At 71.7% G+C, this 14,911-nt stretch carries 16 protein-coding genes; 8 read left to right on the top strand and 8 right to left on the bottom strand.

From position 1 onward, the window contains the following. Nucleotides 1–15 precede the first annotated feature (15 nt). The 4 genes from tatA to F4558_RS09510 all read right to left on the bottom strand — a co-directional run bounded on the left by tatA (nucleotide 16) and on the right by F4558_RS09510 (nucleotide 3,004). Complete coding sequence (gene tatA, locus F4558_RS09525; RefSeq protein WP_053661303.1) at nucleotides 16–330, bottom strand: Sec-independent protein translocase subunit TatA; 315 nt, start codon at nucleotides 328–330, stop codon at nucleotides 16–18. Nucleotides 331–534: 204 nt separating this feature from the next. Next, the gene (locus tag F4558_RS09520; protein ID WP_167943809.1) at nucleotides 535–780 is read right to left on the bottom strand and encodes a hypothetical protein; all 246 of its coding nucleotides are present in this window, start codon (nucleotides 778–780) and stop codon (nucleotides 535–537) included. Between the two features lie 158 nt (nucleotides 781–938). Further along, on the bottom strand, nucleotides 939–2,009 hold the full coding sequence (locus F4558_RS09515; protein ID WP_053661307.1) for a helix-turn-helix transcriptional regulator: 1,071 nt from the start codon (nucleotides 2,007–2,009) through the stop codon (nucleotides 939–941). Then, nucleotides 2,006–3,004 carry a helix-turn-helix transcriptional regulator gene (locus F4558_RS09510; RefSeq protein WP_053661309.1) on the bottom strand — a complete coding sequence of 333 codons (999 nt, stop codon included), beginning with the start codon at nucleotides 3,002–3,004 and terminating at the stop codon, nucleotides 2,006–2,008. The genes F4558_RS09515 and F4558_RS09510 overlap by 4 nt, the downstream gene beginning before the upstream one ends. Nucleotides 3,005–3,121: 117 nt before the next feature. Between F4558_RS09510 and F4558_RS09505 the strand changes: the two genes are divergently transcribed. Together F4558_RS09505 and F4558_RS09500 are read left to right on the top strand one after the other, a co-directional pair. Beyond that, the gene (locus F4558_RS09505) at nucleotides 3,122–4,129 is read left to right on the top strand and encodes a cation diffusion facilitator family transporter (protein ID WP_167943808.1); all 1,008 of its coding nucleotides are present in this window, start codon (nucleotides 3,122–3,124) and stop codon (nucleotides 4,127–4,129) included. Between the two features lie 55 nt (nucleotides 4,130–4,184). Then, on the top strand, nucleotides 4,185–5,294 hold the full coding sequence (locus F4558_RS09500) for a DUF3866 family protein (protein ID WP_167943807.1): 1,110 nt from the start codon (nucleotides 4,185–4,187) through the stop codon (nucleotides 5,292–5,294). Between the two features lie 126 nt (nucleotides 5,295–5,420). On the opposite strand, the gene F4558_RS09495 is transcribed toward F4558_RS09500, so the two are convergent. The 4 genes from F4558_RS09495 to rfbA form a co-directional block, all read right to left on the bottom strand. Next, nucleotides 5,421–5,612 (bottom strand): hypothetical protein, encoded by a 192-nt coding sequence (locus tag F4558_RS09495; RefSeq protein ID WP_053661315.1) that lies wholly within the window; start codon nucleotides 5,610–5,612, stop codon nucleotides 5,421–5,423. Nucleotides 5,613–5,679: 67 nt separating this feature from the next. After that, nucleotides 5,680–7,038, bottom strand: coding sequence for a Pup--protein ligase (pafA, locus tag F4558_RS09490; RefSeq protein ID WP_053661316.1), 1,359 nt, complete (start codon nucleotides 7,036–7,038; stop codon nucleotides 5,680–5,682). A gap of 68 nt (nucleotides 7,039–7,106) precedes the next feature. Further along, the gene (gene rfbC, locus F4558_RS09485; RefSeq protein ID WP_053661318.1) at nucleotides 7,107–7,730 is read right to left on the bottom strand and encodes a dTDP-4-dehydrorhamnose 3,5-epimerase; all 624 of its coding nucleotides are present in this window, start codon (nucleotides 7,728–7,730) and stop codon (nucleotides 7,107–7,109) included. Then, nucleotides 7,727–8,614, bottom strand: a complete 888-nt coding sequence (gene rfbA / locus F4558_RS09480; RefSeq protein ID WP_053661320.1) for a glucose-1-phosphate thymidylyltransferase RfbA — start codon at nucleotides 8,612–8,614, stop codon at nucleotides 7,727–7,729. The genes rfbC and rfbA overlap by 4 nt, the downstream gene beginning before the upstream one ends. 87 nt (nucleotides 8,615–8,701) lie before the next feature. On the opposite strand from rfbA, the gene rfbB reads away from it, so the two are divergent. The 6 genes from rfbB to F4558_RS09450 all read left to right on the top strand — a co-directional run bounded on the left by rfbB (nucleotide 8,702) and on the right by F4558_RS09450 (nucleotide 14,879). Then, nucleotides 8,702–9,703, top strand: a complete 1,002-nt coding sequence (gene rfbB / locus F4558_RS09475; protein ID WP_053661322.1) for a dTDP-glucose 4,6-dehydratase — start codon at nucleotides 8,702–8,704, stop codon at nucleotides 9,701–9,703. A 259-nt stretch (nucleotides 9,704–9,962) separates the two neighbouring features. Further along, nucleotides 9,963–10,334: a DUF2304 domain-containing protein gene (locus tag F4558_RS09470; RefSeq protein WP_053661327.1), complete on the top strand. Its 372-nt coding sequence runs from the start codon at nucleotides 9,963–9,965 to the stop codon at nucleotides 10,332–10,334. Beyond that, on the top strand, nucleotides 10,327–11,028 hold the full coding sequence (locus tag F4558_RS09465; protein ID WP_053661329.1) for a glycosyltransferase family 2 protein: 702 nt from the start codon (nucleotides 10,327–10,329) through the stop codon (nucleotides 11,026–11,028). Before F4558_RS09470 ends, F4558_RS09465 begins: the two co-directional genes overlap by 8 nt. Further along, nucleotides 11,025–12,335 carry a polysaccharide biosynthesis protein gene (locus F4558_RS09460; protein ID WP_167943806.1) on the top strand — a complete coding sequence of 437 codons (1,311 nt, stop codon included), beginning with the start codon at nucleotides 11,025–11,027 and terminating at the stop codon, nucleotides 12,333–12,335. The genes F4558_RS09465 and F4558_RS09460 overlap by 4 nt, the downstream gene beginning before the upstream one ends. Before the next feature lie 550 nt (nucleotides 12,336–12,885). Beyond that, nucleotides 12,886–13,137: a metal-sensitive transcriptional regulator gene (locus F4558_RS09455; protein ID WP_369814859.1), complete on the top strand. Its 252-nt coding sequence runs from the start codon at nucleotides 12,886–12,888 to the stop codon at nucleotides 13,135–13,137. Nucleotides 13,138–13,490: 353 nt separating this feature from the next. Continuing rightward, nucleotides 13,491–14,879 carry an MBL fold metallo-hydrolase gene (locus F4558_RS09450; protein WP_053661336.1) on the top strand — a complete coding sequence of 463 codons (1,389 nt, stop codon included), beginning with the start codon at nucleotides 13,491–13,493 and terminating at the stop codon, nucleotides 14,877–14,879. Nucleotides 14,880–14,911 lie beyond the last annotated feature (32 nt).

The raw sequence follows: 14,911 nt of genomic DNA, 5'->3' as shown, positions 1-14,911 counted from the left end.
GGTGGGGCCTCTCGGTCAGTTGTCGCGGCCGCGGTGCACCGGGTCGACGACCGGCTGCTGCTGCGGCGCCTGCTGGTACGGCGCCTGCTGCGGCTGACCGGTGTACGGCGCCTGCTGCCCGGCGTGCGGCGGCAGCGGCTGGTAGCCGGCCTGCGCGTCGGCCTTCTCGGCGAGGTCGCGGTCGTCATCCTGCAGGCTCTTGGTCTCGGCCTTGATGATCCGCAGCGAGCGGCCCAGCGAGCGGGCGGCGTCGGGGAGCCGCTTCGCGCCGAACAGCAGGATCAGCACAACCACAAGAACGGCGATGTGCCACGGCTTGAGGGCACCCATGAGAAGCTCCAGTCGCTCTGTGTCCGGGGGTGGTACGCAGCCCATCGTACGTGCGGACGAGCGGAATGCCACCTGCCGGGGCGGTGATGATCAGGCCCGGCCGGGTGAAGTCTCGACCACCCACGATCATCCGTCAACCGTCGCCCCACAGGTCACCCGGGGTGTACGCCCGCCCTGGCCGGAGGGGCCGATGACGCCCGTCGATCAGCTGCGCTTGGCCTTGATGAGGGCGAGATGATGCTGGGCGGTGTCGAGTTGCTGTTGGATTCCCTCGGCGCGCTGCTGCAACGCCTCGGCGGTCTCCCGCAGCGCCTCGGCCTCGGCGGCCCGCCGCTGCAATGCCACCGAGGCGCGACGCAGGTGGGGCAGCCGGGACAACACCGGTCGTACGGCCAGCGCGAGCGCCACGAGCGGGAGCAGCACCACCGCGAGCACGATCCAGATCAGCACGACGGACAGCCTACTGGGTGCGCTCGGCCACTGCCGGACGAGCGTGCCGTATGCAGGAACAGGTGGCCATGCCGCGCCGCGGATGCCACTCGTTCCATCGTGAGCGGGCTGCCCCGGCCACCGTCGCCGATCGTGCGTCGGCCTGACCAGAGTCGGGCCTAGGACGCCGCTGAGCCGGACGTCGCGATGTCACGGGCCGCAGCCTCGGAGCCGGCGTCCGGGGCAGCGGCGGTGTCGGGCCCGGACCCTCCAGACCCGGCGGCGGGCGCGGGTACGGCATACGCATCGAGGGCGGCGGCTGCCGTGGCCCGGACCTGCTCGGCCAGCTCGACCGGGGCGACCACCGTGGCACCCGGGCCGAGCCCCAGCACGAACCGGCGGGCCCAGCTGAGGTCGGTCACCCGCAGCGAGACGAGCCACTGGTCGCCGTCGCCGGCCTCCACCCGCTCACACGGGTAGTACTCGGTGATCCACCGCTCGCTCCGCCCGATGCGCAGGGTGATCAACGGCAGGTCTGGCGAGGGGCGGAAGACTCCCCCGGCGAGATCGTGCGGGACGGCCTGCGGCGGAACGGTGGCCGGCTCGTCCAGCTCGGTGATCGCGTCGATCCGGTCGGCGCGGAACAGCCGGACCGCCTCCGCGCGCCGGCACCACGCCTCGACGTACGCCCGGCCGCCGACCATCAGCATCCGCAGCGGGTCGATGACGCGCTCGGTGGTCTCGTCCCGGGCGGCGGTGTAGTAGACGATCCGCAGCGCCCGGCCGCCCTCCACGGCGGCGCGCAGCGCCTCGACGCGCCGGGCGTCGCCAGGCAGCCGGACCGCCACCGGGGCGCCCACCAGGTCACCAGCGGCGTCCTCGATCTTGGCGAGGGCCCGTTCGATGGCCTCCCGGTTGGCCACCCCGGGCGTCTCGGCGAGCATCCGCAGCGCCACCACGAGCGCGAGCGCCTCGTCGGGGGTGAGCCGCAGCGGCCTGTCGATCCCCGCGTCGTAGGTGATTGTCACCCGGTCACCGTCGAACGCCATGTCGATCAGGTCGCCGGGACCGTAACCGGGCAGCCCGCACACCCAGAGCAGCTCCAGGTCCTCCCGGAGCTGGCGTTCGGTGACGCCCAGGTCGCCGGCCGCCTCGGCGATCTCGATGCCGGGCCGGGCAAGCAGGTAGGGCACCAGGTTGAGCAGCCGGGCCAGCCGGTCGGCGGAGGTTCGGGAGGCCGGCCGGGTCACCGGGCACCTCCCGTGACGGCCAGCTCGTCGTGCCGGGCGGCGATCTCCTTGAGTCGCTGGATGACCGCCTCGCGGACCTCCGGCGGGTCGAGCGCCCGCACGTCCGGGCCGTACCCGATGAGTTGCCCGGCCAGCCCGTCCGGGTCGGAGTACGGCAGGGTGAGCAGGTCGCCGTCCGGGCCGGCGGTCACCTCCACCGCCCAGCGGCGCAGGCCGGCGGCCCGGCCCGGCGCGGCAAGCACCGTGGCACGGCCGGTGTGCTCCACCGGGCCGGACCAGCGCGCGACGTGGCTGATCAGGTCCACCCCGGCGGGCGGCTCGTAGGCGCCGGGGGCGCCGGTCACCCGGACCGTGCCGACGACGCGGGACAGGCGGAAGCAGCGGGTGGCCTCGCGGTCCAGGTCATGGCCGACCACATACCACCGGCCACGCCAGCACACCACGCCCCAGGGCTGCAACCGTCGACGGCTGGGCGCGTCCCGGTCAGGTATGCGGTAGTCGAACCCCACCTCGCGGCGGTCCCGCGCGGCGCTGGTCAGCGGCGCGAACGCCGGGTCGACGGTGACCATCGGCTCCAGACCGAGGGTGGCCTGCGGGTCGACGTCCACGCCTGCGGCACGCAGCTTGGCCAGCCCGGACGACGCGGCGGCCGCCAGCCCGGCGTGCTGCCACAGACGGGCGGCGATGCCCACCGCGGCTGCCTCGTCCGGCTCGAGCGGGATGTCGGGCAACGCGTACTCGCGGTGGGCGATGCGGTAACCCGGCTCGGCGTCGAAGACGCTGGCCGTGCCGGTCTCCAGTGGGACACCCAGCTCGCGCAGCTCGGCCTTGTCCCGTTCGAATTTGCGCTGGAACGCCTCGTGGTCACGCGCGTCGTCCGGATCGTGCTCGTAACCGGGCACGGTCGCGGCGATCTGCGCGGCGGTCAGGAACCGTCGCGTGGACAGCAGGCAGATCACCAGGTTGACCAGGCGTTCGGTGCGGGTCCGCGACACGGGTAGACGCTAGCAGCCGACACGCCGCAGGCGTGCACCCGCGCGGGCGTGCCGCACACTTGTTCGGATCGGCGGTGTCCACTGCGTGTGTCCGACGCCGGCCATAGTGTGGCCCTCATGGCGGAAGCGGGGGCGAAGACCGAGAGCGAGAGCGTCGCAACGGTGGTCGTGGCCGGTGCCGCCAACCTCGCGATCGCCGTCGCGAAGCTGGTTGCCGGACTGATCTCCGGCTCGGCGGCGATGCTCTCCGAGGCGGCGCACTCGGTCGCCGACACCACCACCGAGGTGTTGCTCTTCCAGGCGCTACGCCGGGGCGCACGGCCGGCCGACCCCCAACACCCCTTCGGGTACGGCAAGGAAAGCTACGTCTGGGCGTTCTTCGCCGCCATGTTCACCTTCGTGGCCGGTGCCGGTTTCGCCGTCACCCACGGTGTCACCACCATCCTGGTGCACGAGCACAGCGGCGACTACCTGATCTCGTACGTCGTGCTTGCCGTCTCGTTCGTCATCGAGTCCATCTCGCTGGCGCGGGCCGTGCGGCAGGTCCGCCGCGAGTCCCGGCGGTGGCAGACCACACCCCGGCGGTTCCTGCGCCTGACCGCCGACACCACCGTCAAGGCGGTCTTCCTGGAAGACAGCGCGGCGCTGATCGGGCTGCTGATTGCCGCACTCGGCGTCGGTCTTTCCGAGGCCACCGGCGACGAGCTGTGGGACGGCATCGCCTCGATCCTGATCGGGCTGCTGCTGCTGACCGTCGCGGGCATCCTGGCCAGCAACAACCTGTCGCTGCTTGTCGGCCGGTCGGTCCCGGAGCGGCTGCGTCGCGAGATCGAGCACGACCTGGCCGGCCTGCCCGAGGTGGAGCGGATCGACACCCTGCTGACGATGCAGCTCGGCCCGGACGACGTCCTGGTCGCCGCGAAGGTCGACTTCCGCGACGACGCCACCGGCGCGGCCATCGAGGCCACCGCCGACGAGGCCGAACGGCGGCTCACCGGGCGGTATCCGGCGATCCGGTACGTCTTCCTCGACCCGACCCGGTCGCTGCCCGGTGCCGCCGGAACAGCCCGCGACACCCAGGCCCAACCGAGTGAGGACGCCGGCGGCGAACCCGACCCGAGCTGACCGCCCCAGCACCCGGGCGCGGGGCTGCGCGCACGCGCCGCTAGCGTTTCCCGTCATGGTGCGATGGCGGGCGGGGACGGTGGCGGCACTGCGACGGCAGTGGACCGGGGCGGTGGAACTCGACGTCGATCTGCCCGACGGCACACGGATGCGGGCGCTCGCGTACCCCGAACTGGTCGGCAACCCCGAGCCCGGCGACCGGGTGCTGCTCAACGCCGGCGCGCTGCTGATGGGGCTCGGCACCGGCGGGTACGCCCTCGTGGTGGCACTGCCGGACCGGCTGCCGCCGGACCCGCCGGACGTCGGCGACACCCGCGATGCCGGGCACCTCGTCAAGGCCCGCTACACCCCGCTGCAGCCGATCCTGCTCGGCGTCGACGAGGAGGCGTCGCCGTACCGGGATGTGCTGGCCGACGCCGACGACCTGGGCGGGATGCCAGTGGTCACCGCCGACCTGCACTCGGCGCTGCCGGCGATCCTGGCCGGCATCCGGGCCGACGCCCCGCACGCCCGGGTGGCGTACCTGCTGACCGACGGCGGAGCACTGCCGGCGTGGTTCTCCCGCACCCTCGCCGGGCTACGAGGCGAGCTAGCCGGCACGATCACCGTCGGGCAGTCGTTCGGCGGCGACCTGGAGGCCACCTCACTGCACGGCGGCCTGCTCGCCGCCCGCCACGTGCTCGACGCCGACGTGGCAATCGTGGCGCAGGGGCCCGGCAACCTGGGCACAGGCACCCGCTGGGGTTTCTCCGGAGTGGCAGTCGGCGAAGCCGTCAACGCGATCGCCACGCTCGGCGGCCACGCGGTCGGCTCGCTGCGGATCTCCGACGCCGACGCCCGTCCCCGGCACCGGGGCGTGTCGCACCACAGCCTCACCGCGTACGGCCGGGTGGCGCTCGCCCCGGCGGAACTGGTGGTGCCCGACGACCTGCCCCTGGCGCTGGCCGCCGAGGTCGACGCGGCGCTGGCGCCGCTGGCGGCCCGGCACCGGATCGTGCGGGTGCCCACCGCTGGCCTCGACGCCGCCCTGCGGGCCACCCCGGTGCCACTGTCCACGATGGGCCGCGGCCTCGACGCCGACCACGCCTACTTCCTGGCAGCAGCAGCCGCCGGCCGCCAAGCAGTAACCCACCTCCCCCGAGCCCCGGGAACCCCAACCCCGTAACCCGAACCCCAACCCCAACCCCAACCCCAACTTCGTCGATCATGGAGTTGTGGTGGTGGACGAAGGCGGCGAATCGTCAGAACTCAGGCACCACAACTCCATGATCGACGCGCAAGGCGGCGGGGACTACGCGAGGAAGATCAGGGCTAGCCAGCCGCCCACGATGAGGGCCAGGGCCAGGGCCAGCACCCACGTCGGCACTGTGTAGTCACCGCGCCGGTTGCGGTCGATCTCGGCGCGGATCTTCTCCCGCCGCCGCTCGACCCAGTTCTGCCGCGAGCCGCGCTCGGAGCCGTCGGAAGGTCCAGAAGTCGTCATGGCGCGCCCAGCCTACCGGGCCGGTCGGCCCCGCCGGCGGTGACCACCGACGGGACCGGCACGACCGTCACATGCTGGCGATCAACCGCTCCACCCGCTCGTCGTACGCGCGGAACGGGTCCTTGCAGAGCACTGTGCGCTGCGCCTGGTCGTTGAGCTTGAGGTGCACCCAGTCGACTGTGAAGTCCCGGCGCTTCTCCTGGGCGTGCCTGATGAACTCGCCGCGCAGCCGCGCCCGGGTGGTCTGCGGCGGGGTCTCCTTCGCCTCGAAGATCTCCGGGTCGGTGGTCACCCGGTCGACCTCGCCGCGACGCTCCAGCAGCCCGTAGAGGCCACGTCCGCGGCGTACGTCGTGGTAGGCCAGGTCCAGTTGGGCCACCCGGGGGTGTGACAGCGGCAGGTCGTGCTTGCGCTGGTAGCGCTCGATCAGCCGCAGCTTGCTGACCCAGTCGATCTCCCGGGAGACCGGCTCCAGGTCGCCGGTCTCGACCGCGTGCAGGACCCGGCCCCACAGCTCGACGACCCGTTTGGCGGCCTGGTCGCCGCCCCGGCGCTCGACGAACTCGGTGGCCTTGGCCAGGTATTCCTGCTGGATGTCCAGCGCGCTGACCTCCTTGCCGGAGGCCAACCGGACCTTGCGCCGGCCGGTGATGTCGTGTGACACCTCGCGGATCGCCCGGATCGGGTTCTCCAGCGACAGGTCGCGCATCACCACACCGGCCTCGATCATCCGCAGCACGATGTCGGCGGTGCCGACCTTGAGCAGCGTGGTGACCTCGTTCATGTTGGAGTCGCCGACGATGACGTGCAGCCGCCGGTAGCGCTCGGCGTCGGCGTGCGGCTCGTCGCGGGTGTTGATGATCGGGCGGCTGCGGGTGGTCGCCGAGGAGACGCCCTCCCAGATGTGCTCGGCCCGCTGCGACAGGCAGTAGACCGCGCCGCGCGGGGTCTGCAGCACCTTGCCGGCCCCGCAGATCAACTGCCGGGTGACAAGGAACGGGATGAGTACGTCGGCGAGCCGGCCGAACTCTCCGTGCCGGGACACCAGGTAGTTCTCGTGGCAGCCGTACGAGTTGCCGGCCGAGTCGGTGTTGTTCTTGAACAGGTAGATCTCACCTGCGATGCCCTCGTCGTGCAGTCGCTTCTCCGCGTCGACGAGCAGCCCTTCCAGGATCCGCTCGCCGGCCCGGTCGTGGGCGACCAGGTCGGTCACCGAGTCGCACTCCGGTGTGGCGTACTCCGGGTGCGACCCGACGTCCAGGTAGAGCCGGGCCCCATTGCGCAGGAACACGTTGCTCGACCGGCCCCAGGACACGACGCGACGGAACAGATACCGCGCGACCTCGTCCGGGGACAGCCGCCGCTGCCCGCGATAGGTGCAGGTGACGCCGTACTCGGTCTCGAGGCCGAAGATTCGCCGCTCCATGGTGTGACATTAGCCGCCCGGAGGCCCCGTTCGTCACTGTCACACCACAGGTGGTGTTTCGGGCGTGGTCACATACCGGTTGAGTGCGACATTCCGTCCGGCCCGAGGCTCGCCACGAACCGCCGGCAGTTGTCGTACTCCGGCAGCAGGCCGCTCTCGCGGGCCTGGGCGAGCGTCGGCGCCGCGTCGTCGCGCGCGGACAGCAGCGGTACGTCCGCAGGCCATTCGATGGCCAACTCCCCGTCCAGCGGGTGCACGGCGTGCTCACCTGTCGGGTTGTACGTGGCCGAGCAGAGGTAGCTCAACGTCGCGTCGTCGGTAAGGGCGCAGAAGCCGTGCCCGAGACCCTCGCTGAGGTAGACCGCCTGCCGGTCGGTGTCGTCCAGCCGGACGCCCTCCCACCGGCCGAAGGTCGGCGAGCCCACCCGCAGGTCCACGATCACGTCGAGGACGGCGCCGCGTACGCAGGTGACGTACTTGGCCTGGCCCGGAGGGACGTCGGCGAAGTGGATGCCGCGCACCACACCCCGCGCGGAGACCGACATGTTGGCCTGCGCCAGGCGCAGTGGGTGGCCGACCGCCTCGGCGAGCTTGTCGAAGCGGTACCACTCCATGAACATGCCGCGCGGGTCGCCGTGCTGCTGCGGGGTGATCTCCCAGGCGCCCTCGATGCCCAGCTCGCGGATCTTCATCGTTGCCCCTGCCGCTCGTGCTTCTCGGCCAGCAGGCCGAGCAGATAGTCGCCGTAGCCGCTCTTGGTCAACGGCTCGGCGAGGGCACGCAACTGGTCGTCGTCGATGAGGCCGGCCCGCCAGGCCACCTCCTCGATACAGCCGACCTTCAGGCCCTGCCGCTCCTCGATGACCCGGACGAACTCGCCGGCCTGCATCATCGAGTTGAACGTGCCGGTATCGAGCCAGGCGGTGCCCCGGTCGAGCAGGGTGACGGACAGCTCGCCGCGCTCCAGGTACGTCTCGTTGATCGCGGTGATCTCCAGCTCGCCCCGGGCGCTCGGGGTGAGCTTGCCGGCGATCTCGACGACCCGGTTGTCGTAGAAGTACAGGCCGGGCACCGCGTAGCGGGACTTCGGCCGGACCGGCTTCTCCTCGATCGAGAGCACCCGGCCGTCGGCGTCGAAGTCGACGACGCCGTACGCCTCGGGGTTGGCCACCGGGTAGGCGAACACCCGGCCGCCGACCAGGTCGCTGTGGGCGGCCAACTGCCGGCCCAGGCCGACGCCGTGGAAGATGTTGTCACCGAGGATCAGCGCGACCGATTCGTCGCCGATGAAGTCGGCGCCCAGCACGAACGCCTGCGCGATGCCCTCCGGGCGGGCCTGCGTGACGTACTCGAGCCGCAACCCGAACTGGCTTCCGTCGCCGAGCAGCCGGCGGAACTGGTCCTGGTCCTCCGGTGTGGTGATCACCAGGATCTCCCGAACCCCGGACATGACCAGGGTGGAGAGGGGATAGTAGATCATCGGCTTGTCGAAGACCGGCATCAGCTGCTTGGACACTGCCCGGGTGATCGGCCAGAGCCGGGAACCGGTGCCGCCGGCGAGTAGGATTCCGCGCACCGGGGGAGCTTAGCCGCAACCGGCCGCCGGCATGTCGGTGGTCGCCGCCCCCGACCGACCGTCCGTTTCGCGTACACTCCTGGACCCGTGAGGATCCTCGTCACCGGCGGTGCCGGCTTCATCGGTTCGGAATACGTCCGCATGCTGCTCGGCGTGCCTGGTGGCAGCGCCTCGGGCGTGCCCGCGGTCGATCCCACCGCCGTGACAGTGCTCGACAAGCTGACGTACTCGGGCAACCTGGCCAACCTGGAGCCGGTGCGCGCCGACCCCCGGTTGCGCTTCGTGCGGGGCGACATCTGCGACCCGGACACCGTCGACGAGGTGGTCGCCGGGCACGACGTGATCGTGCACTTCGCCGCCGAATCGCACGTCGACCGGTCGATCGCCGGTGCCGCGCCGTTCGTCACCACAAACGTGCTGGGCACCCAGACGCTGTTGGACGCCGCCCTGCGGCACGGCACCGCCCGGTTCGTGCACGTCTCCACCGACGAGGTGTACGGGTCGATCGACGAGGGTTCCTGGACCGAGACGTGGCCGCTGGCCCCGAACTCCCCGTACTCGGCGTCGAAGGCCGGCTCGGACCTGCTCGCGCTCGCCTACCACCGCACCCACGGCATGGACGTGGTGGTCACCCGCTGCTCCAACAACTACGGGCCGTACCAGTTCCCGGAGAAGGTCATCCCGCTGTTCGTCACCAACCTGCTCGACGGTGGCACCGTGCCGCTCTACGGCGACGGTGGCAACGTCCGCGACTGGCTGCACGTGCACGACCACTGCCGGGGCATCGGGCTGGTCCAGCAGAGGGGTCGCGCCGGTGAGGTCTACAACATCGGCGGCGGCACCGAGCTGACAAACAAGGAGCTCACCGGTCTGCTCCTGGACGCCTGCGGCGCCGGCTGGGACCGGGTCGTTCCGGTCGCCGACCGCAAGGGCCACGACCGCCGCTACTCGCTGGCCATCACCAAGATCAACGAAGAGCTGGGGTACGCCCCGAGCATCGACCTCGCCGACGGCCTGGCGCAGACCGTGCAGTGGTACCGCGACAACCGGGCCTGGTGGGAGCCGTTGAAGGTCGCACCGCCCGCATGACCCGCCTGCTCGTCACCGGCCCCGGCCGTACCATCTGGTCCGGCCTGGGCCGATCGGTGTCGGCGCCGCACGGCCCGGACTCCGCCCGGAACCGGCCGATTCGCGACGACCGGTCCCCCCGTTCCGCCCCCCGATCGGCGTACAGTCTGCTAGGGAACGGCCGTCGGGCCGCCACGCGTGTGCCACCCCCTGCGGGCTGGCTCACCACCCTGGCCGCCGCGTTCGCCTCCGCCGCTCCACCCGCCCCGTGGAAGGTCGCATGAAGCTCACCCTCGTCACCGGCTTGACCGGCCTGATACTGCTGGCCACGATCGTCGAGCTGCTGCGCCGCCGCCAGCTCCGCGAGAAGTACGGCATGCTCTGGCTCGGCGTCCTGGTGATCATCATCCCGCTGTCGCTCTTCCCCCGCCTGCTGGACAACGTGGCCGAACTGCTCGGCGTCGCCTCCGGCGTGAGCCTGGTGCTCTTCCTCGGCATCGTCTTCCTGCTGCTGGTCTGCGTGCACCTCAGCTGGGAGGTCAGCGCCCTGGAGGAAGAGACCCGCACCCTTGCAGAAGACTTCGCCCTGCTCCGCGCCGAGATCGAGGCGGACCGGGCGGCCCGAGACGAACTGGTGTCGCACGATGGTTAACGGCAAGCGGGTCCTGATCATCATTCCGGCGCTCAACGAGTCCGGCTCGATCGCCGACGTGGTCGGCGAGGTCCGTGGCGAGTTGCCGGGCGTCGACGTCCTCGTCGTCGACGACGGCTCCACCGACCGCACCGCCGCCGTGGCCGCCGCTGCCGGCGCCCGGGTCGCGAAACTCCCGTACAACCTGGGTGTCGGCGGGGCCATGCGGCTGGGCTACCGGTACGCGCGGGACCACGACTACGACGTGGCCATCCAGATCGACGCGGACGGCCAGCACGATCCCCGGTACGTGCCGAAGCTCGTCGACCTGCTCGACGAGACGGACCTGGTGATCGGTGCCCGGTTCGCCGGCGAGGGCGACTACAGCGTCCGCGGCCCCCGCCGCTGGGCGATGGTCATGCTCTCCGGCGTGCTGTCCCGGGTGGCCCGCACCAAGCTCACCGACACCACCTCCGGGTTCCGGGCCGCCAACCGGCGGGTGATCGACATGTTCGCCAGCTGGTATCCGGTGGAGTACCTGGGCGACACCGTCGAGACGCTCGTGCACACCGCCCGGCGCGGCTACACCATCCGTCAGGTGCCGGTGGCCATGCGCAAGCGGATGGCGGGCACCCCCAGCCACTCGCCGGCCAAGGCGATGATCTACCTCGGCCGCGCCTTCGCCGTACTCACGTTGGCGCTCATCCGCCGGTGATCCGGCGGATTCTGAGTCTGGTCCCACCGGGCACCCTCGCCGTCGGCGCGGGCCTGGCCCTGCTGGGGCTCGCCTCCTACGTCCACCTGGCTGTCGCCGGGCACAGCCTCACCAAGGCGGACTACTCGTCGCTGTCGGTGCTCTGGTCGATCGTCTTCACCCTGGGCATCGGCCTGTTCATGCCCGTCGAGCAGGAGGTCGCCCGGCTCGTGGCCGGGCGGCACAGCCAGGGCCTGTCGCCCGGACCGGTGCTGGCCCGCGGGGCTGCCCTGGCCCTCGGCCTGCTCGTGGCCATCGTCGCGCTGATCATCGCCGCCCGGGGCCCGCTCACCGACCGGTTCTTCGCCGGCGACAGCCGCATGGTCACCGTGCTGATCGGGTCGCTCGCCGCGCTCGCCGTCGCGCACACCACCCGCGGTGTGCTCTCCGGCCTGCAACTGTTCCCCTGGTACGGCACCCAGCTCGGCGTCGACGGCGGTCTGCGCATCGCCCTCGTCGCCGTGCTCGGCCTCACCGGGGTCACCTCCCCCGTGTGGTTCGGCGCGGTGCTGATCGTCGCCCCGCTTGTCGGTGTGGCACTCACCGCCCCGCCGGTGCTGCGGGCCATCGGCGGCGGCGTCCCGGTCGCCTGGGCATCGTTCCTGCGCGGCCTCGGCCTGCTCATCGTGTCCAGCCTGCTCTCCCAGGTCGTGGTCAACATCGGCGTGATCAACGTCAAGGTGCTGGACCCGTCCGACGTCGCCACCGCCGGCGCGCTGCTCTCCGCGCTCGTCCTGGTACGAATCCCGCTGTTCGTCTTCGCCTCGTTGCAGGCATCCCTGCTGCCCGGCCTCGCCACCACCGCCGCCACCGGCGACCGCGCCGGCTTCCACAGCCTTCTGCGCCGGGCACTGGGCGTGGTCACCGCACTCGCCCTGGCCGGCGGCGTGGTCGCCGTGCTGCTCGGCCCGTGGCTGGTGCAGACCCTCTTCGACGCGCCGGCCGTCCTGGGCCACGGTGACTTCGCCTGGCTCTCGGTCGCCACCCTCGCCTACCTGTGGGCGATGGTCCTCGGTCAAGGACTGCTCGCCCTCGACCGGCACCGGGCGCAGGCCGCCGCGTGGGCCGTGGGCGTGGCGGCGCTTGTCGTCGCCACCCTCGCCCCGGTCGCCACCACGCTGCGGGTCGAACTCGGTTACGCGATCGGCTCCGCCGTGGTCGCCGCCACGATGATCGTCCTGCTGCGCGCCCGCACCTCCGGTGTGGGTTCCGTACCGTCGCCCGAGGTACGGGAGGCTGTCACGCCGGGAGTGACCGGAGGGGCATGACCCCGGTGCCGTCCCGCCGGCGGCGACTGCCACCTGCGCGGTGGCGAACGCGGCCGGTGCCGTCCCGGCTCAGCGTGGTGGTCATGCTGGCCTACGGCGCCGACCCGTAGGTCGTCGACGCCGCCGCGCGGTGCTCGCCAGCGTGCCGCCGCGTCCTGAGTCCCGTGATCGACTCGCTTTCCTGCAAATCGGGGTGTCCCAGATCCTCCGATGCCCCGGCTTGCAGGAAGGCGAGTTGATCGTGGCTGGGCTGCGCCGAGTGCCGACGCGCGACAACGAGTACGACCTGTACATCAAGCACGGCTTCCCGAACCCCATACGGTGGGCGATTCGTCGGTTCGCCGACGCCGGGCCGGGGCAGCCCGACGCCGGGCCAGGGCCGCCGGAAGGTGGATCTGGGTGCGCCCGGATGGGGGCGGGTGACGCCCAGCACCGTCGCGGGCGGAACACATACCCCCGGGGGTATGTTGGATCCAGGCAGTAGGGTTTGGATATACCCCCCGGGGTATCCTGGCGAAGGAGGTGGGTGCGCATGGAGATGGGTCCGATCATGCTGAAGGACGCGCTGACCCGACTGAAGCGGGCGCAGGGGCAACTCGGCGCCGTGATCGCGATGATCGAGAACGGTGACGACTGCAAGCGGGTCCTCACCCAACTGGCCGCCGTTTCCAGCGCTGTCGACCGGGCAGGCTTCAAGATCATCGCCACCGGCATGCGGGAGTGCCAGGCTGCTCGCGGGCGCGGCGAGGAGCCGCCGATGAGCGAGGAAGAACTCGAAAAGCTGTTCCTGGCCCTCTCCTGACCTACGGAGACGGAGGACGACCGGTGCATTCCAGGTCACCCGGGGTATCCGCTGGCGGATGCCACCTGCGCGACAAGGGCTGAAAGAGCCGCGCCAGCACGGCGAGATGGGGCACAACGGCCAACCAACCCGCCGCTGGGTGAAACGCGCCGATCGACGCAGCCGCCCCTCGAGGTGCCCGTCCTGGCGACTGCGTGCCCTCGCGGCGGGCTGGTCGCCGTACACCCGCTGGGCTGACGACAGACCCCGGCGCCGGCTGGCCGATCGCCCCGCGGCCCGGCTCGCCCGCGGCCCGGCTCGGGCCGAGACCGGCCGCTTACCTACCTACCGCAACCGAACGAGGAGATAGAGCAGTGACGGACCTGAGTGTGGAGGTCGTGCAGACCTCGTCCCTGGGAGACCGCAGCTATCTTGCCCACGACGGCGAGGTGGCGATCGTCGTCGACCCGCAACGCGACATCGACCGTCTCCTGGCGCTGGCCGGCAGTCTCGGCGTACGCATCACACACGTCGCCGAGACCCACCTGCACAACGACTACGTCTCGGGAGGGCTCGCCCTCGCCCGGCTCACCGGCGCGACGTACCTGGTCGCGGCCGACGACGAGGTCGACTTCGAGCGGCGGCCGGTCACCGACGGTGACACGATCACGGTGTCGGAGCGGATGCGGCTGCGGGTCGTGGGCACCCCCGGGCACACCTTCCACCACCTGTCCTACGTCCTCGACGGCGACGACGGCCCGGTGGGTGTGTTCACCGGCGGCTCCCTGCTGTTCGGCACCACAGGCCGCACCGACCTGCTCGGCAAGCAGCACGCCCACACCCTCGCCGAGCGTCAGTACGCCTCCGCGCACCGGCTGGCCGACCTCCTGCCCGACGGCGCCCAGGTGTGGCCCACCCACGGCTTCGGCAGCTTCTGCTCCGCCACCCAGTCCGACGCCCCCGAGTCGACAATCGGCCGGGAACGCACCGCCAACCCGGCGCTGCGCCTGGAGGCCGACGACTTCGTCAAGCAGACCCTCGCCGGGTTGGACGCCTACCCGGCCTACTACGCGCACATGGGTGCCCGTAACACCGCGGGCGCCGACCTCGTCGACCTCACCCCGGTCGCCGTCGCCGACCCGGCCGCGCTGGCTCAGCGGATCGCCGACGGGGAGTGGGTGGTCGACCTGCGCGCCCGCAAGGCGTTCGCGCACCGGCACCTCACCGGCACCCTGAGCTTCGGCCTCGACGGCCCGATGTCGACCTGGCTGGGCTGGATGGCACCGTGGGGCGCACCGATCACCCTCCTCGGCGACAGCGAGCAGCAGGTCGCCGACGCGCAGCGGGAACTGGCCCGCATCGGGATCGACAGGCCCGCCGCCGCAGCCACCGGCAGCCCCGAGCAGTGGGCCGCCGACGACGACTCCCGACTGTCCACCCTCACCACGGCGTCCTTCGCCGACCTCGCCGCCGCCCGCGCCGGCAACTCCGGCCTGCCCGCCGCCGACGTGGTGCTCGACGTACGCATGACGAACGAATGGCGTACCGAGCACATCGACGGCGTGACCCACATCCCGCTGCCCGACCTGCCACACCGGCTCGACGACGTACCGGCCGGCACGGTGTGGGTGCACTGCGGCTCCGGCTACCGGGCAGCGATCGCCAGCAGCCTGCTGCAACGAGCCGGCCGCGAGGTCGTGCACATCGACGACTCCTACGCCGTCGCCGCTGACGCCGGCCTGCCCACCGTCCCCGGAAACTGACCCCTCCCCCGAAACCGAATAGGAGCAACAGC

Source organism: Micromonospora profundi (assembly GCF_011927785.1).
Lineage (GTDB): Bacteria > Actinomycetota > Actinomycetes > Mycobacteriales > Micromonosporaceae > Micromonospora > Micromonospora profundi.
The sequence above is the reverse complement of the archived record's forward strand: the minus strand, read 5'-3'. Positions and strand labels throughout refer to the sequence as shown.